We start from the raw sequence: 22,642 nt of genomic DNA, 5'->3' as shown, positions 1-22,642 counted from the left end.
AGTCCTCCATCTCTATCGTTCTTATCAAACTATAGCAAATCCTATGCCTGATTGAAAGGTTAATTCTAAGGACAAGAGTTTCCTGAATAGCAGTCTTTGTGTTAAGATAAAGTGAACTATTTTTCTGTTAGGAGGGTATTCGGTGGCCCAGGATGACAAAAAACGTGTTACGGTTGAAATACATAATAAGTCCTACACAGTTGTTGGGAAGGAAGACCCCCATCACGTTCGTCTGGTTGCCAGTCTGGTTGATCAGAAAATGCGGGATATCCAGAGTATGAACCAGCAGCTTACATCTACTGAACTGGCAGTATTGACTGCGGTGAATACCATGAACGATTATATGAAACTCAAAGAAGATTATGCCACACTGCTGGGATCACTAAATAAGAAAGAGGACAAGTAACTTATGGTAGATTTAATTTTAATAGCTTTATTGATATTTGGTTTCTTTGTAGGTTTAAAACGAGGTTTTATTTTACAGGCATTTCATTTACTGGGATTTGTAGCAGCCTTTATTGTCGCTGCAATTTATTATGATGAGCTTGCACCACGACTGGCATTATGGGTACCATACCCTGAACTTGAAAACCAGGGTGCATGGGCAGACTTTCTTGAGTCGCTTCCGATTGAGGGTGCATTTTATAACGCAATTGCGTTTGCAATCATATTTTTTGTAACCAAAGTGGTCATGCAGATTATTGCTTCGATGCTTGACTTTGTAGCTGAACTACCGATACTTAATTCTGTCAACAAATTATTGGGCTCTGTGCTTGGTTTCATAGAAGTATATCTTTTAATTTTTGTTGTGTTGTACATATTGGCCCTGACGCCATTAGCGGGAATACAGGCCTGGGTGAGTGATTCGTCAGTAGGGCTCTTTATTTTAGAACATACACCGGTGTTATCCGAACAGATCATGGAGTTGTGGTTCACAAATGTAGATGAGCTACTGAAGTTTTAAACGACTGAATGAGATTGATTCAAAGTATTAGGGGTGTGCTTGTATGTCATGTACAATAAGTATAGCCTAACATTGAATCAGTCTTTTTTTAATTTAATGGAGCAGGTGATAATAATGATAAACAAAAAAGATGTTATAAAATTACTTGAAAAAATAGCGATTTATCTGGAATTGAAGGGTGAGAATCCATTTAAGATTTCAGCATACAGGAAAGCGGCTCAAGCATTGGAACGTGATGATCGCTCTCTAACTGATATTGATAATTTTACTGAAATCAAAGGGATTGGCAAAGGGACGAGCACAGTTATCGAGGAGTATATCCAAAATGGAACTTCTGAGACGCTTGAGGAATTGGAAAAAGAAGTTCCTGCAGGACTCGTTCCATTGCTTAACCTCCCTGGACTGGGAGGAAAGAAACTTGCAAAGCTATATAAAGAGTTAGGCGTTGCGGATGCTGAGTCACTTAAGATAGCCTGCGAGAATGGTGAGGTTGAAAAGCTTGAAGGGTTTGGCAAAAAAACCGCGGAAAAAATTCTTGCTGCACTGGAGGATGCCGATAAACGTCCGGAACGTCTTCCGATAGCGTTTATGCTCCCTATTGCTGAGCGGATAGAAGAGTATCTTGAGGAGATACCGGAAATCGCAGAATACTCCCGTGCCGGCAGTTTGCGAAGAATGAGGGAAACCGTTAAGGATATTGATTTTATTATTGCTTCAGAAAATGCCGAAAAAGTACGGGATGCCCTTTTAAAAATAGATAACATAAAAGAGGTAATCGCCCAGGGTGATACCAAAGTATCGGTAACGTTGGATGATACGTATGACGTAAATGTTGATTTCAGGATAGTAGCACCAGAAGAATTTGCTTCCACGTTGCATCATTTTACAGGATCCAAAGACCATAACGTTGCAATGCGACAGCTGGCAAAATCTAAAGGTGAAAAAATAAATGAGTACGGCGTAGAGAATGAAGAAACAGGCAAAATAGTAACTTTTCAGAATGAAGAAAAGTTTTTCGAGCATTTTGGATTGCACTTTATTCCACCGGAAGTCCGGGAGAATACCGGTGAAATTGAGGTGTATGGAGAAGAAGAAATATCATTAATCCAACTCGGGGATATCCGAGGGGATTTGCATATGCACACAACCTGGAGTGACGGGGCACAATCACTGGAAGAGATGGTTAACCGCGCCCGTGAAAAGAAGTATGAATATATTACAATTACTGACCACTCCAAGTTTTTACAGGTTGCAAATGGGCTTGATGAGACTCGCTTGCGTAAACAGCGGGAAGAGATAGAAAGGCTGAAGGAAAAATACAGTGATATCCATATCTTTGCCGGAGTTGAGATGGACATCCTGCCAAACGGTGAACTTAATTTTGAAGATAACTTTCTGCAGGAAATGGACTTTGTAATTGGTGCTATCCATTCCAGTTTCAATCAATCACAGGAGAAAATAATGAAGCGACTTTATGCTGCACTGGAGAATCCGTATGTTTCGTTAATCGCTCACCCGACAGGACGGGTGATTGGTCGTCGTCCCGGATATAATGTGGATGTGGAAAAACTGATTGAGCGTGCCAAGGAGACGGATACAGCTCTAGAAATTAATGCTAATCCAAATCGGCTTGATTTATCTGCAGAATGGGTTAAACAGGTTCAGGAAGCGGGCGTTAAAATTGCGATAAATACAGATGCGCATTCATATGATATGCTCGACCACATGAAATACGGAGTGGGAATTGCCCGAAAAGGGTGGGTTACCAAGGACCTGGTTATAAATACTTGGACTGAGTCGAAACTAATTGATTACATGAACCGTAATAAATAACAGCCTGTATTAAAGGAGAAAGTTTTTCATGAATGAACGAATTCTTCGTGTACTTGAATTCAATAAAATAATTGACCAGCTAAGCAATATGGCTGCAACTTCAATAGGTAAAGATTTATGTTTCCGGTTGTCACCGTCCATCGAAATTGCAGAAGTGAAAAAGCTGCAGGCCGAAACGGAAGAAGCAAGCCAGATATTACGCTTGAATGCCGCTGTCCCACTTGGAGGGATTTTTGATATACGTGCTAGTATTAAACGCAGTGTTATTGGTGGAGTTTTGACTGCTGAGGAATGCCTCGATGTGGCCACCACCGTATATGGCGGCCGACAGGTTAAAGGGTTTATGGAAAAGCTTGAAGAAGATTTACCAATTTTAAAGGGTCTTGCGGAGCAGATTGTTACATTGCGGGACCTTGAGACTCATATAAAAAGCTGTATCGATGACAATGGACATGTCATGGACAGTGCATCAGAGCGGCTGCGGAGTATCCGTGCATCCATCAGAACCCATGAAAGCAGAGTGCGAGACCGTTTGGAAAGCTATACAAAATCAAAAAGTAAAATGTTATCTGATGCGATCATCACTATCCGCAACGATCGTTATGTCCTGCCTGTGAAGCATGAATATCGCGGGTCCGTGGGTGGTATTGTACATGATCAGTCAGCTTCAGGAGCAACTCTTTTTATGGAACCCAAAGCTGTTGTTGATTTGAATAATCAGCTTCAAGAAGCACGGGCAAAGGAAAAAAGTGAGGTTGACCGGATTCTTCGGGAATTAAGCAACCATATAGCAGAAAACGACCAGGCGTTGTATGCAAACATCGAAACACTTGCCCAGATTGATTTTATTGTTGCGCGAGCAAAACTGGGAGTGCAAATGAAAGCAACTCTGCCATCAGTGAATGATGAAGGAATCATAAAGCTTAAACAGGCACGTCATCCGTTGCTCCCTATTGATGAAGCGGTAGCCAATGATATTGAGATAGGGGAAAACTATTCATCAATCGTTATTACCGGACCCAATACCGGAGGGAAAACTGTCGCCCTAAAAATGGTAGGGTTATGTACACTAATGGCACAATCTGGTCTGCGAATTCCTGCACTGGATGGAGGCGTTGTTGCTGTTTTTGAAGATGTCTTTGCTGATATTGGTGACGAGCAGTCAATTGAGCAAAATCTGAGTACATTCTCATCCCATATGACCAATATTGTATCAATTCTGGAACAGGTAAATCATAAATCGCTTGTCCTGTTTGACGAATTGGGCGCAGGTACGGATCCCCAAGAGGGAGCAGCACTTGCCATGTCCATATTGGATGACGTTATTTATCGCGGGGCAAGAGTGATCGCCACTACCCACTATCCGGAATTGAAAGCATATGGCTATAACAGGGACCAGGTGGTTAATGCATCGGTGGAGTTTGACGTGCAGACGCTTCAGCCTACATACAGGCTCCTGCTTGGTGTACCAGGTCGGAGTAATGCTTTTGAGATTTCCAAGAGGCTTGGTTTATCGGACTCCATAATCAGTCAGGCAAAAAGCCATATTGGAGTCGATTCAAAAAGTGTTGAGAATATGATTGCTTCACTCGAGGAATCACGTAGACAAGCCGAAACGGATTACCGGGAAGCCCATGAAATTCTTGAAACAAGTGAGGGATTGAAAAAAGACCTGGAATCTGCCTGGGAGCAGTTTGAAGAAAAACGTGAAAGTCTTTACCGTAAAGCAGAGGAAAAAGCCGAAAAGGCGCTTCAGAAAGCCCGTGAAGAGGCAGAAGCTATCGTGTCGGAAATCAGAAATATGAAAACGGACGCCCAGCTAAAAGAACACGAATGGATAGAAGCAAAAAAAATGTTCGAGGATGCACGGCCTGAACTATCTTCTAAACCGCCTGCACAGACGCAGAATGAAAAAGACTCATCCGTTGAAGAACTTCAGCCCGGCGATGAAATCAAACTTTTGAAGGTGAATCAAAAAGGATCCGTTTTGGAAAAGGTAAATGATAATGAGTATCTGGTTCAGGTAGGTATCATGAAAGTCAAAGTAACTCGCAATGAAATCAAACTGCTTAACAAAAAACAGAACACAACAACAGAAAAACCAATGGCCATGGTAAAAGGGTCAAGCTATCATGTGAAAACAGAATTGGATCTCCGTGGTGAGCGTTTTGAAGATGCCCTGTTAAGGCTTGAGAAATATCTAGATGATGCCCTCCTTGCAGGATATCCAAAAGTATCCATTATTCATGGAAAAGGAACCGGAGCTCTTCGTAAAGGGGTAAAGGAATTTGCCCAGCGGCATCCAAATATTTCCGCCGCTAGACCTGGTTCACAGGGCGAAGGTGGAAGTGGCGTAACGATTCTGGAACTGAAGTAAAAGGGGAGCTTGAAAAATGACCGGTTTTTGGGAGAATATTTTTGTAGTGACAGCAGCCAGGTACAGTGTGGTTATTCTTTGTACAATAGTTTTTTTGGCTGTGTTTGAATTAGTAACATCCTATCGCAACTGGGTTGAAATAAAACGCGGCAATTTTGCTGTGGCAATGGCAACGGGCGGAAAAATTTTTGGCATTGCCACTATTTTCCGCTTTTCCATTGATCATAAGGATACCTTGCTCGAAAGTATTGGCTGGGGAGTATTCGGTTTTTTCCTTCTGCTGATCGGATATTTTATTTTTGAATTTCTTACCCCAACGATGAAGATAGATGAAGAAATAGCGAATGACAACAGAGCAGTCGGGTTTATTTCAATGATGATTTCAATCGGTCTTTCATTTGTGATTGGTGCCGGGATTGGATAAGGGGAGAACATAATGGAAACATTAGCTAAAGTATTAGTGGTTGTGGCAGTCATTTTTGTTATAGTTGGTGTCATATATTTAATTTAAGAAAATTGTTGAATAAAATTTCAAAAAATACTAATTAATCGTTATAATGGAAGTATGCACTACCTAATAGGTAATGAGGAGGAGTCAATATGATGGAGAAAAAAAGGTGGCATACCCATTATCCCAGTGAAATTCCCGCATCAGTGGAATATGATTTGAAGCCACTGCATTCTTTCCTGGAAAATACGGCTGAACGTTACCCGGAAAAGAAAGCGCTTTATTTTATGGGTAAAGAACTTACCTTTTCGGAAGTTCACAAGCAGGCCAAAAAGATGGCAAACTATATGCAGTCACTGGGACTTCGAAAAGGGGACCGGGTTGCAATAATGCTCCCGAACTGCCCGCAGGCTGTCATCAGTTATTATGGAGCTCTCATGGCGGGAGCGGTAGTGGTTCAGACTAACCCGTTATATAAGGAACGGGAACTGGAGTATCAAATGAATGATTCGGGAGCGGAATTTATAGTTTGTCTGGACATTCTGCTGCCGACGGTTACAAATGTCAGGGGGAATACACCAATTCGCCATACTATTGTAACAGGTATTAAGGATTACCTTCCTTTCCCAAAAAATCTGGTGTATCCATTTATCCAGAAAAAGCAGTATAACATCGTCGTTAAACCGGAACAGACGGAAGATACACATGTTTGGCACACAATTATGGAAAATGCACGAGAGAGTTATCTGCCAGTTGACATCGATCCACAGGAGGATCTTGCATTACTCCAATATACAGGGGGGACGACCGGTCACCCTAAAGGTGTAATGCTCACCCATTTCAACCTTGTTGCAAACGTTCAGATGTGTGAGGCCTGGCTTTATAAAGCTGAAGCAGGAAAAGAGACAGTTCTGGGTGTATTGCCTTTCTTCCATGTTTATGGGATGACTACAGTCATGAATATGTCCATAATGAATGCATCAAAAATGATTTTGCTGCCGAAGTTTGATGCGGGGGAAGTACTTAAAACGATTCAGAAGCAAAAACCAACGCTTTTTCCGGGAGCGCCAACCATATATGTAGGTTTGTTAAACCACCCGGATCTTAAGAAATATGACCTCTCATCTATTGAGGCATGTATAAGTGGCTCGGCCCCATTGCCAGTGGAAGTTCAGGAACAGTTTGAAAAAGTCACCGGCGGTCGTCTTGTGGAAGGCTATGGTTTGACGGAGTCGTCACCGGTAACCCATGCGAATTTTGTATGGACAGAAAGAGTCAATGGAAGTATTGGTGTCCCATGGCCGGATACGGATTCGAAAATATTCAAGATGGGTACCATGGAAGATGCGGAGATTGGGGAAGTTGGCGAAGTGGCTGTCAAAGGACCACAGGTTATGAGAGGTTACTGGAACAACGAGGAAGAGACAGACAATGTACTAAAGGATGGTTGGCTTTTCACCGGTGATATGGGATATATGGACGAAAACGGCTATTTTTATATTGTAGATCGCAAAAAAGATATGATTATCGCTGGGGGATATAACATTTATCCACGTGAAGTAGAAGAGGTTCTCTACGAACATGAAGCAGTACAGGAAGCTGTGGTTGCAGGAATTCCGGATGCCTACCGGGGAGAAACAGTTAAGGCGTATGTTGTTCTGAAATCAGGCTTCAACCTCACCGAAGACGAACTGAACGAATTTTGCAGAAAACATCTGGCAGCCTTTAAAGTTCCGCGTATTTATGAATTCCGTGATGAGCTTCCGAAAACAGCAGTGGGCAAAATACTGCGGAGAAAGCTTGTCGAAGAAGATTCAAAAAAAATGCAGAAGATCAACTGATTTTATAAGTCCATATTTAAACTCGGCTTTCGCGATTAAGCTTGGCGAACAGCCAATTTTTCTGAGGGAAAAAGGACAGGCTATTTTTATTGACATAATTTATTTGTGTTAGTAAAATAAAATATGAATGATGATTCATTCAGTTTTAACTGTTGGTAGCTGGTAAGGAGATTATTATGAAAAAAAACAAACCGAAATATATGCAAATAATAGAAGCAGCTGTTGAGGTGATTGCCGAGAATGGCTATCATGCTTCACAGGTATCCAAAATTGCCAAAAAGGCTGGAGTTGCAGATGGAACTATATACCTTTATTTTAAGAATAAGGAAGATATTTTGGTTTCTGTATTTAACGAGAAAATGGGCCAATTTATCGATCAGATTGTTTACAGTACAAGCGACAGGCAGGATGCCAATGAAAAACTTCTGACACTGATAACGATGCACTTTCGACAGTTGGCAAGCGATCATCACTTAGCAGTTGTTACACAGTTGGAACTTCGCCAGTCCAATAAGCAGCTGAGAATGAAGATTAACGAAGTGCTGAAACCTTATCTTGTAGTGATAGATAATATTATAAGAGAAGGGATAAAAGAGGGAATTTTTCGGGACGATCTAAATATCCCACTTGTCAGACAAATGATTTTTGGTACACTTGATGAAACGGTTACCAACTGGGTAATGAAAGATCAGAAATATGATCTGGTGGGACAGAGCCCGGATGTTCATGCTTTAATTACGAACGGGCTTTCCGTAAAAAAGAGATGAGGAGGATTTAGTTGGGAACTTTAACCTACGAAGCAGAAAATCATGTCGCAACATTAACGATCCAAAGTCCGCCAGCAAACGCTTTATCTAGTAATCTATTAAAAGATTTAGATGAGAGCTTGGACAAAATTGAAAACGATACCACAATTAAAGCAGTTGTCCTGAAAGGGGACGGGAAGTTCTTTTCTGCGGGTGCAGATATCAAAGAATTCACTTCATTACAAAACGCTTCAGATTATGAACAATTGGCTGGCAGAGGACAGAAACTTTTTAGCAGGATTGAAAACTTTTCTGTGCCAGTTATAGCGGCTATCCACGGAGCGGCTTTGGGTGGTGGACTTGAACTAGCGATGTCCTGTCACATCCGGATTGTAACGAAAAACGCGAAACTGGGTCTCCCAGAACTGACACTGGGAATAATTCCAGGGTTTGCAGGAACACAGCGGCTGCCACAGCATGTGGGTACTGCCAAGGCTTATGAAATGATTCTAAGTGGCCAACCAATCGACGGCCAGGAGGCCAAAGAGCTGGGACTTGCAAACCAGGCTGTTGAGGAAGATGAGTTACTGGATACTGCATATAAACTAGCCAGGTCAATTGCCGACAAAAGTAAGCCTTCCATCACCAGTGTAATGCAGCTGATACCTTACGCGAAAACAGAGCTGTTTTCCACTGGAGTTGAGAAAGAGGCAAAGGCGTTTGGCGGGGTATTCGGCTCTGAAGATGCCAAGGAAGGTATTCAGGCGTTTATCGAAAAGCGTAAACCAGAATTTAAAGATAAATAATTCAAGGGAGGATTTCACATATGAACATATACGTTTTACTTAAAAAAACATTTGATACTGAAGAAAAAATTGTTGTATCAAACGGCCGTATTGAAGATGATGGTGCAGAATATATCATTAATCCATATGACGAATATGCAGTGGAGGAAGCAATCAACCAGCGAGACGCCCACGGTGGGGAAGTTACCGTTGTGACTGTCGGGGACGAAGAATCTGAGAAACAACTCCGTACAGCACTTGCGATGGGGGCCGATAAAGCAGTATTGATTAATACGGAAGAGGACGTAGAAGATGGAGATCAATACACAACTGCAAAAATATTGGAAGCTTATTTTGAAGATAAAGAGCCAGACCTTATTTTAGCCGGTAACGTTGCTATCGATCAGGCCAGCGGACAGGTAGGACCTCGTCTTGCAGAGCGTCTTGGGATCCCTTATGTAACTACGATTACCGCATTGGAAATCGACGGGGACACCGTCAAAATTGATAAGGATGTGGAAGGTGACGTGGAAAAAGTAGAAACTAGTCTTCCAGTTCTTGTTACCTGTCAGCAAGGGCTTAATGAACCAAGATATCCATCACTTCCGGGTATCATGAAAGCGAAGAAAAAGCCTTTAGAAGAGCTCGAAATAGATGATCTGGACCTTGAAGAAGATGAGGTTGAAGCAAAAACAAAAACAGTTGATATCTTCCTCCCTCCTGAAAAAGAAGCAGGAAGAGTTCTTGAGGGAGAATTGGATGATCAGGTGAAAGAACTAGTTTCCCTGCTTAAAAACGAATCAAAAGTACTGTAGACCTTAACTAAAGGAAGGAGAAACGATATGAGCAAGAAATTACTGGTTATTGGCGAAGTTAGAGACAACGTATTACGAAATGTAACTTTTGAAGCAATCGCAGCAGCGAAAAAAATAGATGCTGATGGGGAAGTTGTAGGAGTTCTGTGTGGGGACAGCGAATTGAATGATCAGGCACAGGAAATGATTCACTATGGCGCAGACCGTGTGGTAATTGTGAAACATGATAATCTGAAATCCTATACATCAGAAGGATATGGTCAGGCAGTACTGGCAGTTGTAAATGACGAATCCCCTGATGGAATTATCATGGGGCACACTGCGGCAGGGAAAGACCTTACTCCGAAACTTGCCAGCAAGCTGGAATCTGGTCTGATTTCCGATGCAACTGACATTGAAACAAATGGAGATAAAGTCGTATTCACTAGGCCTATATACTCAGGTAAAGCATTTGAAAAGAAAGTAGTTACTGGTGGTCTGACTTTTACAACAATTCGCCCAAACAATATTCCTGCACTTGAACACGATGAAACACGGTCAGGTGATGTTACTGAAAAAGAGGTTGATGTAACTGATATTCGCACTGTCATTAAAGATGTAATCCGGAAAGCATCTGAGGGTGTTGATTTGTCCGAGGCAAATGTAATTATTGCCGGTGGACGTGGGGTTAAGAGTGTAGAAGGCTTTAAACCCTTGTATGAACTTGCTGAAGCTCTTGGTGGAGCAGTTGGTGCGTCCCGTGGAGCTTGTGATGCGGAATATTGTGACTATGCACTGCAGATTGGTCAGACTGGTAAAGTTGTAACACCTGACCTATACATTGCAGTTGGTATTTCAGGAGCAATCCAGCATCTGGCCGGAATGTCTAACTCCAAAGTGATTGTAGCAATCAATAAAGATCCGGAAGCTAATATCTTCAATGTGGCTGATTATGGTATTGTCGGCGACCTCTTTGAAGTTGTACCAATGCTGACCGAGGAAATCAAAAAACTAAAATAAGCTTGATATAGACCTGATTATTGTCAGGTCTTTTCCTTGCCAGGATAACTTCTATGCATGTCGTGTCTACTAGGGTGATTTTGCTTTTCTTGATCTAGATTCAGCGCCCAGCGAATAGTAAACTTCCTTCACCTCCGTTTGATAAGGCAACAGCGGTTCGCTTGCGCTCTCCGTGTTTTCTTTATCTCCTGCGGTGCAGTCCAGTTTATACGCCGCTAAACGGGCACTTCATCTTTTCTTGATCTAGCTCAGTTCCCCAGACACTCGTGACATAAGCAGTTCGCCTCCGTGTGGATAAAGCACCATACGGTGGCGCCCTGCTTATGCATGTCGTGTCTACCAAGGTGACTTCGCTTTTCATTGTATAAGCAAAGTATTCGCAAGGATATAATAACGATGATATACTCAAAATGAATTTAAAGCTTGAGTGAGGAGGATTAAAATGGCTATTGTTCATGTGACAGATCAGAATTTCACTGAAGAAACTTCTGATGGTCTTGTACTAGCAGATTTCTGGGCGCCATGGTGTGGTCCTTGTAAAATGATTGCCCCTGTTCTTGAAGAAATTGACGGTGAAATGGAAGATAAAGTCCAAATTGTGAAGCTTGACGTTGATGAAAACCAGGAGACAGCTGGAAAATTCGGTGTTATGAGTATCCCGACACTACTATTGTTCAAAGACGGCAAAGTAGTAGATCAGGTAATCGGATTCCAACCGAAAGAAGCACTTGTTGATTTAATTAACAAACATGCTTAAGTGAATGGTATAATAGAATGAAGAGAAAGCATAAGAATCCCTTGTTGCATAACGTGACAAGGGATTCTCTGCAGTAGCAGGAGAAATTAAGAAAATAAGGAATGAGTTTTTTACATGAATCAGCAAATAAAGGATAAATTAGCTGTTCTTCCAGCACAGCCCGGCTGCTATTTGATGAAAGATAAAAATGGTACAGTAATATATGTTGGGAAGTCAAAAGTATTAAGAAACAGGGTCAGGTCTTATTTTACAGGGGCAAATGACAAGAAGACCCAGCGGCTGGTTCAAGAAATAGTCGACTTTGAATATATTGTGACCACCTCCGAAATTGAAGCACTTATTCTTGAAATGAATTTAATAAAAAAATATGATCCAAAATATAATGTTTTGCTCAAGGATGATAAATCGTACCCGTATCTTAAAATAACAGCGGAACGGCATCCAAGACTGTTAATAGTCCGAAAGGTTAAAAAAGATAAAGGGAAATATTTCGGTCCTTATCCCAATGTTCTTGCAGCAAGGGAAACAAAGAAGCTGCTAGATCGGCTTTATCCCCTCAGGAAGTGCAATAATCCACCAGGGCGTGTGTGTCTTTATTATCATATGGGTCAGTGTCTTGCTTGCAGTGAAAAGCCCGCCTCAACTGAAACATATAGGGAAATAATTCAGAATATCTCATCCTTTTTGCACGGTGGACATAAAAAAATTAAACAGGATTTAGTAACCAAAATGAACGAAGCGAGTGAAGACCTGAATTTTGAACGGGCAAAAGAACTCCGGGATCAGATTCAGCACATTGAAGTGGTTATGGAACAGCAGCGAATGACACTTAATGATCAACAGGACAGAGATATTTTTGGCTACAGTTATGATAAAGGTTGGATGTGTATCCAAGTGTTTTTTATCCGCCAGGGAAAATTAATTGAACGGGAAGTATCAGTATTTCCCTTCTTTGATGACCCGGAGGAGACTTTTATCAGTTTTATTGGTCGTTTCTACCTGCATCACCATCATTTAAAGCCGAAACAGCTTTTGGTTCCCATTGGTACCGATACCACATTGCTTCGTGAACTATTGGATATTGATGTTCACACCCCATTCCGTGGCAGAAAAAAAGAATTGGTTGAACTTGCATCCGAGAATGCGAAAATTGCATTAAATGAAAAATTCTCTATTATAGAACGTAACGAGGAGCGGACAATATTAGCGGTGGAGAAGCTTGGTGAAGCACTTGGTATCGAGATTCCTCACCGAATCGAAGCTTTTGATAACTCCAATATTCAAGGAACGGATCCAGTGTCTGCGATGATTGTAATGATTGATGGGAAGCCGAATAAGAAGGAATACCGTAAATATAAGATAAAAGATGTAGACGGACCTGATGATTACGAGACAATGCGGGAAGTTATCCGAAGGCGATATACCCGAGTATTGAAGGAAAATCTTCCATTACCTGATCTGATTGTTGTGGATGGAGGTAAAGGGCAGATGAGTGCAGCGCTGGATGTCTTGGAGAATGAACTTGGTCTTGATATTCCTCTTTGTGGTCTGGCAAAGGATGATAAGCATAAGACAAGCGAATTATTGTATGGTGTACCACCTGTTGTTATTAACCTATCTAGGAATTCGCAGGAGTTTTATCTTGTCCAGAGGATTCAGGATGAGGTCCACCGGTTCGCTATCTCATTTCATCGGCAACTTCGCGGCAAAAGTCTTTTCCAGTCAGAGCTCGATAAGATTCCAGGCGTAGGAGAGAAACGCCGGAGATTACTCTTAACTCATTTTAAATCTGTCAATGAAATCAAGGATACTTCAGTAGATAAAATCACCAAACTTGGGATTCCAAAAGATACAGCTGAACTCATACTTGAACACTTAAATGCCGAAAACGAAAAATAAAAAGGCGTAACAGCACATAGCCGTTACGCCTTTCTCTTTGTTAATCTATATACATTACGGAGAATTCTATTTGAGCAAGTTTTTGGTTTATACTTTCCTGACACTCACTTTGCCGTCCCTTAATTATTTGAACTGCTTCAGCAAGAAAGCCCGCCTCCAGTCGAAACTCCGCATCAATTGGAGCGTTAAGCCGGTATACTACAGCATCTGCCATCAGGTGGAATGTCATCCCTTTTTTCTTCTCTTTATATAGATCAAGTTTTCCCCATCCCATTTTATCAAAAAAGAAAACGATATCGTCAATTGTCCGGGTCTCCAGCTTTCTGGCGAGATTTTTCCCCATAAAGTATAGTAATGTGTCAGATTCTGTACCGAACAGGTCCGGCAGTCCTACATATCGCAATACATCATAGCCGGCACCGGAAGTATGTAATTTATCCAGTGTCTCCACCGAAATGGATTTCTGTTCATTAACCATTGATGTCATCCTTTCTGCTGGAACCCGCCAGCATCTCAATTGAGATCGTCATTTATTTCGACAATCTTTTCAGCTAGTTTACTAGTCTTATTATCTATGTAAATGTCAGATTGTGCAAGCCTTCATAGAGTCTTTTACATACTGATTCCCTTAATCACGGAAAAGAAACCTGCAGAATTTGGTGTTTCCTTTTCTTGACTGCTTAAATTGTTAGAAGTACAATAAATTATGTCATAAATTGTACATTAACTGGCAATAAAAATACTGTGCTTTATTTTTATTGTTATAAGAAGATGTACGCAAGCAAACAATAACATACACACTTACTAAGGGGGGTAACACATGGCAGAGCATCGTGAGTTTTTTTACCGCAGACTCCACTCGTTGTTGGGGGTAATACCTATTGGGATTTTTCTGGTTCAGCATCTGGTGGTGAACCATTTTGCTGTATATGGTGAAGAGAGCTTTAACCAGGCAGCTGAGTTTATGCACGACTTACCATTCAGAATAGTTTTGGAAACGGTTATAATTTTCTTGCCAATCCTGTTTCATGCAATTTTAGGGGTTTACATTGTTTTTGTAACTAAAAGCAATACAAAAAGGTATGGCTATTTCCGAAACTGGATGTTCTACTTACAGCGTGTAACTGGAATTATCACGTTTGTCTTCATCGCATGGCATGTGTGGGAAACACGAGTCCAAATCGGGCTAGGAAATGCAGATCTTGACTACAGCCTGATGGAGAATATCCTTGCAAACCCTGTAATGTTCTGGTTTTACGTAATCGGGGTGCTTTCAACTACATTCCATTTTGCTAATGGACTATGGAGCTTCCTGGTGACATGGGGTATTGCACAATCACCAAGATCACAAAAAATCGTTACATATGCTACACTTCTTGTTTTCTTGGCGATCAGTTATATTGGCGTCAGAGCGCTGATCCAATTTGCTTACGGAGTTTAATTTAACAAAAAAAGGGCGTGAATATATATGAGTAATAGAAAAGTTGTTGTTGTAGGCGGTGGCCTAGCCGGGCTTATGGCAACTATCAAAGCAGCTGAAGCAGGGGTTAATGTAGACCTGTTTTCAATTGTGCCTGTAAAACGCTCTCACTCAGTCTGTGCCCAAGGTGGAATCAACGGGGCAGTAAACACTAAAGGTGAGGGAGATTCGCCTATGATTCACTATGATGATACAATCTACGGTGGGGACTTCCTTGCAAATCAGCCTCCTGTAAGAGCTATGTGTGAAGCTGCACCAAGCATTATTCATATGCTTGATCGTATGGGAGTTATGTTCAACCGAACACCTGAGGGTCTGCTTGATTTCCGTCGTTTCGGTGGTACACAGCATCACAGAACCGCGTATGCAGGTGCTACTACAGGACAGCAACTGCTGTATGCACTTGATGAACAAGTTCGCCGCTTTGAAGTGGAAGGACTTGTTAATAAATTCGAAAGTTGGGAATTCGTTGGCCCAATTATCGATGAGGAAAATGTTGGCCGTGGAATTGTTGGGCAAGATATACGGACCCACGAAATAAAATCATTCCCTGCTGATGCGGTCATTATGGCAACAGGTGGACCAGGAATCATCTTTGGTAAGTCCACTAACTCTATGATTAATACTGGCTCCGCTGCAAGTTCGCTTTATCAGCACGGTGCTAAATATGCGAACGGTGAATTTATTCAAATCCACCCTACAGCTATCCCTGGAGATGACAAACTTCGTCTGATGAGTGAGTCTGCACGTGGTGAAGGCGGCCGTGTTTGGACCTATAAAGATGGTGAACCTTGGTACTTCCTGGAGGAGAAATATCCAGCCTATGGTAACCTGGTGCCTCGTGATGTGGCTACCCGGGAAATCTTTGATGTGTGTGTAAACCAGAAGCTTGGAATCAACGGCGAGAACATGGTTTACCTCGACCTTTCCCACAAAGATCCGAAAGAACTGGATGTTAAGTTGGGTGGTATCATTGAAATTTATGAGAAATTTGTCGGGGAAGACCCACGTAAAGTTCCAATGAAGATTTTCCCTGCTGTTCACTACTCAATGGGTGGACTTTGGGTCGATTATGACCAAATGACTAACATACCTGGTATCTTTGCTGCTGGTGAATGTGATTATTCACAGCACGGGGCGAACCGTCTTGGTGCCAACTCATTACTGTCAGCTATTTATGGCGGATCCGTTGCTGGTCCAAATGCTATCAAATATATAGATGGTCTCGAGAAACATGTCGACGATCTTCCTTCTTCACTTTTCGAACAACGTGAAAAAGAAGAGCAGGAGAATTTTGAAAAGCTTATGGCTATGGACGGGGAAGAGAACGCTTATCAGATTCATAAGGAGCTTGGCGAGTGGATGACTGATAACGTTACAGTTGTACGCTATAATGACAAGCTTAAAAAGACTGACGAAAAAATTCAGGAACTGATGGAACGCTGGGAAAATATCAATATTAATGATACATCTCGCTGGAGTAACCAGGGTGTTATGTTTACACGTCAGCTGAAGAATATGTTGCAATTGGCCCGTGTTATTACGCTTGGAGCCCTGCAGCGTGATGAAACCCGCGGTGCTCACTATAAGCCAGATTTCCCTAAACGTAATGATGAAGAGTTCCTTAAAACAACAATTGCGACTTATGACAAAGAAAATAATGCTCCAGTAATCACATATGAAGATGTTGACCTGGCGGATATTCCACCACGTGAACGGGATTATTCTAAAAAAAGTGGAGGGAGTAAAAAATAATGGCTGAACAACAAACAGTAACGTTCATCATAACCAGACAAGACAGCCCGGATTCCGATCCATACGAAGAAACATTTCATGTTCCCTACAGAAAGAACATGAATGTTATATCAGGATTAATGGAAATCCGTCAAAACCCTGTCAATGCCAATGGGGAGAAAACCTCCCCGGTATACTGGGATATGAACTGTCTTGAGGAAGTCTGCGGTGCTTGTTCCATGGTGATTAATGGAACAGCACGCCAGTCTTGTGCGGCATTGGTTGACCAGCTGGAACAACCTATCCGTCTTGAACCAATGAACACATTCCCGGTTGTTCGTGACCTTATCGTGGATCGTGAGCAAATGTTCGATGCCCTTAAACAGATTAAGGCTTGGATCCCGATTGACGGTACACACGATCTAGGACCTGGCCCGCGGATGCCTGAGAAAAAACGACAGTGGGCATATGAACTGTCAAAATGTATGACTTGCGGGGTTTGTCTAGAAGCATGTCCTAATGTAAACGATAAATCCGATTTCATTGGCCCGGCAGCACTGTCACAGGCAAGATTATTTAATGCGCATCCTACAGGTGAAATGAATGCAAGTGAGCGTTTGGAAGGCCTAATGGAAGAGGGAGGCATTCAGGGCTGTAGTAATGCACAGAACTGTGTTCAGGTTTGTCCAAAAGGAATTCCTTTGACAACTTCAATCGCAGCTATGAACCGTGCCACTAACATTCAATCTTTCAAAAACTTCTTTGGAAGCGACAACGCGCACTAAATCTATTAAGCTATGAAAATTCCAACCTCTGCCTATATGGCAGGGGTTGTTTTTACAAGGAGGAAGAACATTCTTGAAAACTATTACATACGCAGAAAACATTTTAGAATGGCAAGAAGAATTTTCTTTTTATATACCGGTCAGAATCCGATTTTCCGAAACGGATATGTTCGGTCATGTAAACAATGTTTCACCATTTATTTATTTTGAAGAAGCAAGAATAGAGTTTCTTAAGTCATTGGACTTATTTGGGACCAGTTCTAGTGAGGAAATGATTCCTGTCGCTGCAGATCTACAGTGTGACTATCTCAAGCAAATGTTTTTTAATGATAGTATAAGGGTTTATGTAAAAGCTGCGGATATTGGAAACACCTCTGTTGACCTTCATTATATGATTCTGAATCAGCAGGATGAAATATGTGTGACAGGACGTGGAAGGCTGGTTTATATCAATCCGGTTACAGGACGGCCGGTACGACTTACAGAATCCATGCGGGAAAAATTAAAAGCAAACTAATAGTGAAAAACCGACTTCCAGAGAATGAAAGTCGGTTTTTTTTAGAGTTTTAACTCCCCCATACGGAGAAGTTCAACTACTGCCTGTGATCGCCCCTTGACGCCTAACTTTTGCATAGCATTTGAAATGTGGTTTCGGACAGTTTTCTCTGATATGAACAATTCCTGGGCAATTTCCTTTGTTGTTTTGTCTTGTACTAAGAGCTCGAATACTTCTTTTTCGCGTTTAGTCAATAATTGCTTCGGTTTGTACTCGTTGTCCTTCAAATGTTAACCCCTCCTTGCTGTCATAGAGCTGCGGAATGAAGGGAAATTATTTAGTCACTATAGCTTATGAAAATATGTGTATTCGGTGAGCGTAAATCTGATTATTGCAGGATTCTTTCCGTAATTTCAGCATTTGCCCTATAAAGTCCTTTTTTTATGGGTTTACCAGTCTTTTTTGCTATACTATTTTTGAAAATTAACCGTGAAGAAACTGAAATTTTTGGAGGCTGGCTATGATCAACGAGATTCTGCAATCATATCAATTCATCCTGTTAATGGCCTTACTATTGATTATCAGTGTACTAGTTACGAAGTTTTCATCTAAACTCGGTGTTCCTTCACTTGTATTGTTTATCGGAATCGGCATGCTTGTCGGAAATGATGGGCTGAGTATCATCTATTTTGATAACGCTTCGGTTGCACAATTGATTGGTATAATTGCGCTGGTAATTATTTTATATGAGGGTGGTATGGAAACCAAATGGAGCAGTATCAAACCTGTAGTTCCTTCTGCGCTCGTTCTTGCTACTTTAGGAGTAATACTGCAGCTGTGGTAGCTGTGGCTGCAAAGTTAATAATGGATATATCCTGGCTTGAAGGGTTTTTGCTTGGATCAATTGTCGGTTCAACTGATGCTGCTGTGGTATTCGCTACCTTAAAGGACAAGAATATTAAAGGTAGAATTACATCGTTGCTTGAGGGTGAATCAGGATCTAATGATCCGATGGCAATGTTCTTGACCATATCCTTTATTCAGTTTATTGCTTTAGAAAACACAAGTGTATGGTCCCAGATTGGAACGTTTTTTTGGCAGATGGGAGGAGGTCTTGTATGCGGCCTTGTTATCGGGAAAGTTGCAATCATATCGCTGAATCGGATAAATCTGGATTCCAGCGGGTTGTATCCTTTATTTGGATTAGCCTTTTCCTTCCTGGCATACAGCAGTACTTCCCTGTTAAGCGCCAGTGGACTATTAGCAGTATATGTTTGTGCATTGATTTTGGGAAACTCAGAGCTCACTTATCGTCATACTTTATTACGCTTTAATGAAGGTTTTGGCTGGATGGCACAGATTGTTATGTTTGTCATTCTGGGTCTGTTTGTGTTTCCTTCAGAATTATTCCAATGGAAGTATATAGCTCACGGGCTCGTGATTTCAGTGGTGCTTATGTTTATTGCCAGACCGCTAGCCGTGTTTGTGAACTTGGCATTATTCAAATATACTCTGAAGGAAAAACTTTTCTTGTCCTGGGCTGGGCTCCGTGGGGCTGTGCCAATCGTACTTGCAATATACCCGATGCTTGCTGAACTGAATGGCAGTCAGGTCATGTTTAATATTGTTTTCTTCGTCGTCCTAACTTCAACTCTTATACAAGGTTCGACTATTGCTCCTCTATCCACAAAGCTGGGACTTGTTGGGGAGAGAAGAAGTAAGCCAATTCATTCGCTTGAACTTATATCAATTGGAAAGACAAATGTTGAAATGGTCGAATATGATATTACTAATAATAATAAAATTATCGGGCTCACTATAGAAGAAATTGAGTTGCCGGAAGGTGCACTGGTTAACGCCATTATCCGGGACGGTGGGATCGTAACACCCAACGGTCAGACTGAAATTAAAAAAGATGATACATTGTATATTTTGGTACCCCGAAAAGAAAAACGGAAACTGATCCGCATCCTGGAAGAGGACCTTGACAAATTTCAAGAAAATGTTGTTTTATAGGAAAAAAGCAGATTTCAGGTCATATTATGTTAATATGTGTATTATGAGAAATAATTTGGGGGGTTACCCGTTTGGAAAAAAATATACCAACTGATACAATAGCCGATGTGGAAAAAACAATGCGTTATATTTCCGGACTAATTAAACAAAACGGTCGTAAGATACTTAATAACTATCCAATCACCTCGCCGCAATTTATTGCACTGCAATGGTTACTGGAAGAGGGAGACATGACAATAGGCGAGCTTTCTAATAAAAATGGCCTTGCATTTAGCACCACGACTGACCTTGTGGACAGGATGGAGAAAAATAACCTTGTTGAAAGAGTCAGAGATACCAGTGATCGTCGGGTAGTAAGAATTCACGTTCTTGAAAAAGGGAATACAATAATAAAAGAAGTAATTAAAAAGCGGCAGGAATATTTAGGAGAAGTTTTGGAGGAGTTCAGTGATGAGGAACGGGAAACTCTTAGGAATCTGCTTAATTTCCTGTATGAACGCATGAACGATGTCAATGAAAAATAACACCATAGAAGAGGCGATTTTTTTGAATCAGGCCATTGGAGTAATTGATTCAGGTGTCGGGGGGCTGACGGTCGCTCATGAACTTATGCGTCAGCTGCCGCGGGAGACACTGATTTATCTTGGAGATACACTAAGGTGTCCTTATGGGCCCCGCTCAGAGGAAGAAGTCAGGAAATTTACATGGGAAATGGTAGATTTCTTGCTTGAAAAAGATATTAAGATGCTTGTGGTTGCATGCAATACAGCAACGGCATTTACGCTTGCTGAGTTACAGGAAAAGCTGGATATCCCCGTAATAGGTGTAATTCAGCCGGGAGCAAGGGCAGCGATAAAATTTACCCAAAACAGTAATGTAGGGGTAATCGGAACAGAAGGAACAATCAGAAGCGGAGCATATACTACTGCTCTTTATAACATAAATCTCGATATCCATGTCAATGCACTGGCATGCCCGTTGTTTGTTCCCATGGTGGAGCAGGGAATTCTTTCAGGACCAAAGGCAAAAGAGGTTGTCGAGGAATCACTGACAACGCTCCTTGAAGATAAACAGATTGATACGCTTATACTTGGTTGTACACATTATCCGCTTATAAAGGACACTATTCAGGATGTAATCGGCGATAAAGTTATGGTTATTTCCTCAAGCGAGGAGACAGCACGAGAAGCGAGTACCATATTGGAGTTTCGTAATCTGCTTAATACAGCTACAAGCAGTAATCCTAGACATCAGTTTTACACCACAGGAGAACTAAATATATTCTCCAAAATAGCAGGTAGTATATTTAACGAATCCATGGATAACTTTACAACCGTTACAATTGAAAAGGCCGTTATTCAGTAATCAGGACCCAATACGGGATCCTGATTTTTTTTGATAGGTTGGTCTAAATTTATGAAATGCTCGTATACATAGTAGTACAAACCATCGTAGGGGGGAAAATCATGCAGAGGCGCAGTATCTTATTAGTTGCTATAACGGTGTTTCTTTCTATTATATTGACTGGATGTTTTCAGGGAGAACAATCGTTGGAAAAAGAGGAAATTGATCCACCAAAAGACGCTGAAGCTGTAAATGATCTTGATAAGGCGACAGAAGAAGCGAAGAAGGCTGGAGACAAAACTGAAACAGCCACTGAAACGGTCAGCAGACAATTATATTTGCTAGATGCTAACGGAATGGTTGCTGCTCAGACATTGGAATTACCACTAGCAGACTCCAAGGAAGTTGCAGAACAGGCACTGGAATATCTAGTTAAAGATGGACCGGTTACACCGCTTCTTCCTACCGGTTTTCAGGCTGTTCTGCCAGCGGGTACCGAGGTGAATGGTCTGAACTTGCAAAAAGACGGCACATTGGTTGTCGATGTTTCCAAGGAATTTAAGGAGTACGAGGCGGCACAGGAACAGAAAATAATTCAGGCAATGACGTTTACACTGACCCAGTTCGAGAATGTTAAAAACGTAAAATTACGGATTAATGGCGAGCCCCAGAGTGTTATGCCTGTCAATGGAACGCCAATTGGCGATGGATACTCCAGAGCGGACGGTATCAATTTGGTCAATTCTGACAGTGTTGATCTGATGGCGAGCAAGCCTGTTACACTGTACTATCCAACGGAAAGTAATGGCAACCAGTATTTTGTTCCAGTAACAAAATACATTGACGTCGAGGACCAGGACTTGTACGGATCAATTATTAATACTTTACTTGATGGACCAGGGATGGATGTAAATGCTAAGCACGTATTTAATTCAGAAGCACAGCTAACTCATAACCCTACCCTTAACAGTGGTGTGCTGGAAGTTGTATTCAACCAGTCAGTACTGGAGGATAGTGACGAAGCTGTTATATCTGACGAGGTAATGGAAACGCTTGTTCGAACATTAACCGAGGACGAATCGGTGGAAGCCGTTCAGGTTAAAGTCGAAGATATTGAAACATTGTTTAACGAAAATGGGGAGCCGTATACTAAGCCGGTTACCAAACAAACCTTTACACCTACTGAAAAATTATAGGCTTGAAAAGATGCTGGGCTGAAGGCTGAATTTCAGCCTTTTTCTTTTGCCAAAAATGCAGGGTTTACTCCGAAGGTTCAGGGCTAATTTTGAAAGTCGGAAACACTGCCACCTGGAAAAGTATTTT

Annotated in this window: 21 protein-coding genes and 1 pseudogene; 20 read left to right on the top strand and 2 right to left on the bottom strand. The window is 41.5% G+C overall.

Features of this window, described 5'->3' with window-relative positions; all coding sequences use genetic code 11:
• Positions 1-142 precede the first annotated feature (142 nt).
• The 12 genes from zapA (at position 143) to uvrC (ending at position 13,464) form a co-directional block, all read left to right on the top strand.
• Positions 143-406 (top strand): cell division protein ZapA, encoded by a 264-nt coding sequence (zapA, locus tag ACFO3D_RS00210; protein ID WP_390292554.1) that lies wholly within the window; start codon positions 143-145, stop codon positions 404-406.
• A gap of 3 nt (positions 407-409) precedes the next feature.
• Positions 410-964, top strand: coding sequence for a CvpA family protein (locus tag ACFO3D_RS00205; RefSeq protein WP_390292553.1), 555 nt, complete (start codon positions 410-412; stop codon positions 962-964).
• Positions 965-1,075: 111 nt separating this feature from the next.
• Positions 1,076-2,797 carry a DNA polymerase/3'-5' exonuclease PolX gene (polX, locus tag ACFO3D_RS00200; RefSeq protein WP_390292679.1) on the top strand — a complete coding sequence of 574 codons (1,722 nt, stop codon included), beginning with the start codon at positions 1,076-1,078 and terminating at the stop codon, positions 2,795-2,797.
• A 28-nt stretch (positions 2,798-2,825) separates the two neighbouring features.
• Positions 2,826-5,174 carry an endonuclease MutS2 gene (locus tag ACFO3D_RS00195; protein ID WP_390292552.1) on the top strand — a complete coding sequence of 783 codons (2,349 nt, stop codon included), beginning with the start codon at positions 2,826-2,828 and terminating at the stop codon, positions 5,172-5,174.
• Between the two features lie 16 nt (positions 5,175-5,190).
• On the top strand, positions 5,191-5,598 hold the full coding sequence (locus tag ACFO3D_RS00190) for a DUF350 domain-containing protein (protein WP_390292551.1): 408 nt from the start codon (positions 5,191-5,193) through the stop codon (positions 5,596-5,598).
• A 176-nt stretch (positions 5,599-5,774) separates the two neighbouring features.
• Positions 5,775-7,463 carry a long-chain-fatty-acid--CoA ligase gene (locus tag ACFO3D_RS00185; protein WP_390292550.1) on the top strand — a complete coding sequence of 563 codons (1,689 nt, stop codon included), beginning with the start codon at positions 5,775-5,777 and terminating at the stop codon, positions 7,461-7,463.
• A gap of 176 nt (positions 7,464-7,639) precedes the next feature.
• Complete coding sequence (locus ACFO3D_RS00180) at positions 7,640-8,230, top strand: TetR/AcrR family transcriptional regulator (RefSeq protein ID WP_390292549.1); 591 nt, start codon at positions 7,640-7,642, stop codon at positions 8,228-8,230.
• A gap of 11 nt (positions 8,231-8,241) precedes the next feature.
• Complete coding sequence (locus ACFO3D_RS00175) at positions 8,242-9,015, top strand: enoyl-CoA hydratase (RefSeq protein WP_390292548.1); 774 nt, start codon at positions 8,242-8,244, stop codon at positions 9,013-9,015.
• Between the two features lie 20 nt (positions 9,016-9,035).
• Positions 9,036-9,809, top strand: coding sequence for an electron transfer flavoprotein subunit beta/FixA family protein (locus ACFO3D_RS00170; protein WP_390292547.1), 774 nt, complete (start codon positions 9,036-9,038; stop codon positions 9,807-9,809).
• A gap of 27 nt (positions 9,810-9,836) precedes the next feature.
• Complete coding sequence (locus ACFO3D_RS00165; RefSeq protein ID WP_390292546.1) at positions 9,837-10,808, top strand: electron transfer flavoprotein subunit alpha/FixB family protein; 972 nt, start codon at positions 9,837-9,839, stop codon at positions 10,806-10,808.
• A gap of 442 nt (positions 10,809-11,250) precedes the next feature.
• The gene (trxA, locus tag ACFO3D_RS00160) at positions 11,251-11,565 is read left to right on the top strand and encodes a thioredoxin (RefSeq protein WP_390292545.1); all 315 of its coding nucleotides are present in this window, start codon (positions 11,251-11,253) and stop codon (positions 11,563-11,565) included.
• Positions 11,566-11,679: 114 nt separating this feature from the next.
• Complete coding sequence (gene uvrC / locus ACFO3D_RS00155) at positions 11,680-13,464, top strand: excinuclease ABC subunit UvrC (protein WP_390292544.1); 1,785 nt, start codon at positions 11,680-11,682, stop codon at positions 13,462-13,464.
• A gap of 40 nt (positions 13,465-13,504) precedes the next feature.
• Here uvrC and ACFO3D_RS00150 read toward each other — a convergent pair whose 3' ends face one another.
• The gene (locus ACFO3D_RS00150) at positions 13,505-13,942 is read right to left on the bottom strand and encodes a YslB family protein (protein WP_390292543.1); all 438 of its coding nucleotides are present in this window, start codon (positions 13,940-13,942) and stop codon (positions 13,505-13,507) included.
• 342 nt (positions 13,943-14,284) lie between these two features.
• Between ACFO3D_RS00150 and ACFO3D_RS00145 the strand changes: the two genes are divergently transcribed.
• The 4 genes from ACFO3D_RS00145 to ACFO3D_RS00130 all read left to right on the top strand — a co-directional run bounded on the left by ACFO3D_RS00145 (position 14,285) and on the right by ACFO3D_RS00130 (position 17,980).
• Positions 14,285-14,905 (top strand): succinate dehydrogenase cytochrome b558 subunit, encoded by a 621-nt coding sequence (locus ACFO3D_RS00145; protein WP_390292542.1) that lies wholly within the window; start codon positions 14,285-14,287, stop codon positions 14,903-14,905.
• 27 nt (positions 14,906-14,932) lie between these two features.
• Positions 14,933-16,699: a succinate dehydrogenase flavoprotein subunit gene (gene sdhA, locus ACFO3D_RS00140; RefSeq protein ID WP_390292541.1), complete on the top strand. Its 1,767-nt coding sequence runs from the start codon at positions 14,933-14,935 to the stop codon at positions 16,697-16,699.
• Positions 16,699-17,463 (top strand): succinate dehydrogenase iron-sulfur subunit, encoded by a 765-nt coding sequence (gene sdhB / locus ACFO3D_RS00135; RefSeq protein WP_390292540.1) that lies wholly within the window; start codon positions 16,699-16,701, stop codon positions 17,461-17,463. Before sdhA ends, sdhB begins: the two co-directional genes overlap by 1 nt.
• Before the next feature lie 73 nt (positions 17,464-17,536).
• Complete coding sequence (locus ACFO3D_RS00130) at positions 17,537-17,980, top strand: acyl-CoA thioesterase (protein ID WP_390292539.1); 444 nt, start codon at positions 17,537-17,539, stop codon at positions 17,978-17,980.
• A 41-nt stretch (positions 17,981-18,021) separates the two neighbouring features.
• On the opposite strand, the gene ACFO3D_RS00125 is transcribed toward ACFO3D_RS00130, so the two are convergent.
• Positions 18,022-18,246, bottom strand: coding sequence for a helix-turn-helix domain-containing protein (locus ACFO3D_RS00125; RefSeq protein WP_010651078.1), 225 nt, complete (start codon positions 18,244-18,246; stop codon positions 18,022-18,024).
• 233 nt (positions 18,247-18,479) lie between these two features.
• Here ACFO3D_RS00125 and ACFO3D_RS00120 point away from each other — a divergent pair.
• The 4 genes and pseudogenes from ACFO3D_RS00120 to ACFO3D_RS00105 all read left to right on the top strand — a co-directional run bounded on the left by ACFO3D_RS00120 (position 18,480) and on the right by ACFO3D_RS00105 (position 22,515).
• Positions 18,480-19,975: pseudogene (locus tag ACFO3D_RS00120) on the top strand (potassium/proton antiporter).
• 119 nt (positions 19,976-20,094) lie between these two features.
• Positions 20,095-20,499 carry a MarR family winged helix-turn-helix transcriptional regulator gene (locus tag ACFO3D_RS00115; protein WP_390292678.1) on the top strand — a complete coding sequence of 135 codons (405 nt, stop codon included), beginning with the start codon at positions 20,095-20,097 and terminating at the stop codon, positions 20,497-20,499.
• A 22-nt stretch (positions 20,500-20,521) separates the two neighbouring features.
• Positions 20,522-21,340 carry a glutamate racemase gene (gene racE, locus ACFO3D_RS00110; protein ID WP_390292538.1) on the top strand — a complete coding sequence of 273 codons (819 nt, stop codon included), beginning with the start codon at positions 20,522-20,524 and terminating at the stop codon, positions 21,338-21,340.
• 101 nt (positions 21,341-21,441) lie between these two features.
• Positions 21,442-22,515, top strand: a complete 1,074-nt coding sequence (locus ACFO3D_RS00105; RefSeq protein ID WP_390292537.1) for a GerMN domain-containing protein — start codon at positions 21,442-21,444, stop codon at positions 22,513-22,515.
• The last annotated feature ends 127 nt before the right edge of the window (positions 22,516-22,642 follow it).

The organism is Virgibacillus kekensis, assembly GCF_042654125.1.
GTDB classification, from domain to species: Bacteria; Bacillota; Bacilli; order Bacillales; family Amphibacillaceae; genus Lentibacillus; species Lentibacillus kekensis.
Note: the sequence above shows the minus strand (reverse complement) of the source record. Positions and strands in the feature narration are given on the sequence as shown.

What these genes read in the sequence shown, in the direction of transcription:
- ACFO3D_RS00205 (WP_390292553.1), top strand. Translation starts at nt 410, where the DNA reads ATGGTAGATTTAATTTTAATAGCTTTATTGATATTTGGTTTCTTTGTA.
- ACFO3D_RS00195 (WP_390292552.1), top strand. Translation starts at nt 2,826, where the DNA reads ATGAATGAACGAATTCTTCGTGTACTTGAATTCAATAAAATAATTGAC.
- ACFO3D_RS00190 (WP_390292551.1), top strand. Translation starts at nt 5,191, where the DNA reads ATGACCGGTTTTTGGGAGAATATTTTTGTAGTGACAGCAGCCAGGTAC.
- ACFO3D_RS00185 (WP_390292550.1), top strand. Translation starts at nt 5,775, where the DNA reads ATGATGGAGAAAAAAAGGTGGCATACCCATTATCCCAGTGAAATTCCC.
- ACFO3D_RS00180 (WP_390292549.1), top strand. Translation starts at nt 7,640, where the DNA reads ATGAAAAAAAACAAACCGAAATATATGCAAATAATAGAAGCAGCTGTT.
- ACFO3D_RS00170 (WP_390292547.1), top strand. Translation starts at nt 9,036, where the DNA reads ATGAACATATACGTTTTACTTAAAAAAACATTTGATACTGAAGAAAAA.
- ACFO3D_RS00165 (WP_390292546.1), top strand. Translation starts at nt 9,837, where the DNA reads ATGAGCAAGAAATTACTGGTTATTGGCGAAGTTAGAGACAACGTATTA.
- trxA (WP_390292545.1), top strand. Translation starts at nt 11,251, where the DNA reads ATGGCTATTGTTCATGTGACAGATCAGAATTTCACTGAAGAAACTTCT.
- uvrC (WP_390292544.1), top strand. Translation starts at nt 11,680, where the DNA reads ATGAATCAGCAAATAAAGGATAAATTAGCTGTTCTTCCAGCACAGCCC.
- ACFO3D_RS00150 (WP_390292543.1), bottom strand. Translation starts at nt 13,942, where the DNA reads ATGGTTAATGAACAGAAATCCATTTCGGTGGAGACACTGGATAAATTA.
- ACFO3D_RS00145 (WP_390292542.1), top strand. Translation starts at nt 14,285, where the DNA reads ATGGCAGAGCATCGTGAGTTTTTTTACCGCAGACTCCACTCGTTGTTG.
- sdhA (WP_390292541.1), top strand. Translation starts at nt 14,933, where the DNA reads ATGAGTAATAGAAAAGTTGTTGTTGTAGGCGGTGGCCTAGCCGGGCTT.
- sdhB (WP_390292540.1), top strand. Translation starts at nt 16,699, where the DNA reads ATGGCTGAACAACAAACAGTAACGTTCATCATAACCAGACAAGACAGC.
- ACFO3D_RS00115 (WP_390292678.1), top strand. Translation starts at nt 20,095, where the DNA reads ATGCGTTATATTTCCGGACTAATTAAACAAAACGGTCGTAAGATACTT.
- ACFO3D_RS00105 (WP_390292537.1), top strand. Translation starts at nt 21,442, where the DNA reads ATGCAGAGGCGCAGTATCTTATTAGTTGCTATAACGGTGTTTCTTTCT.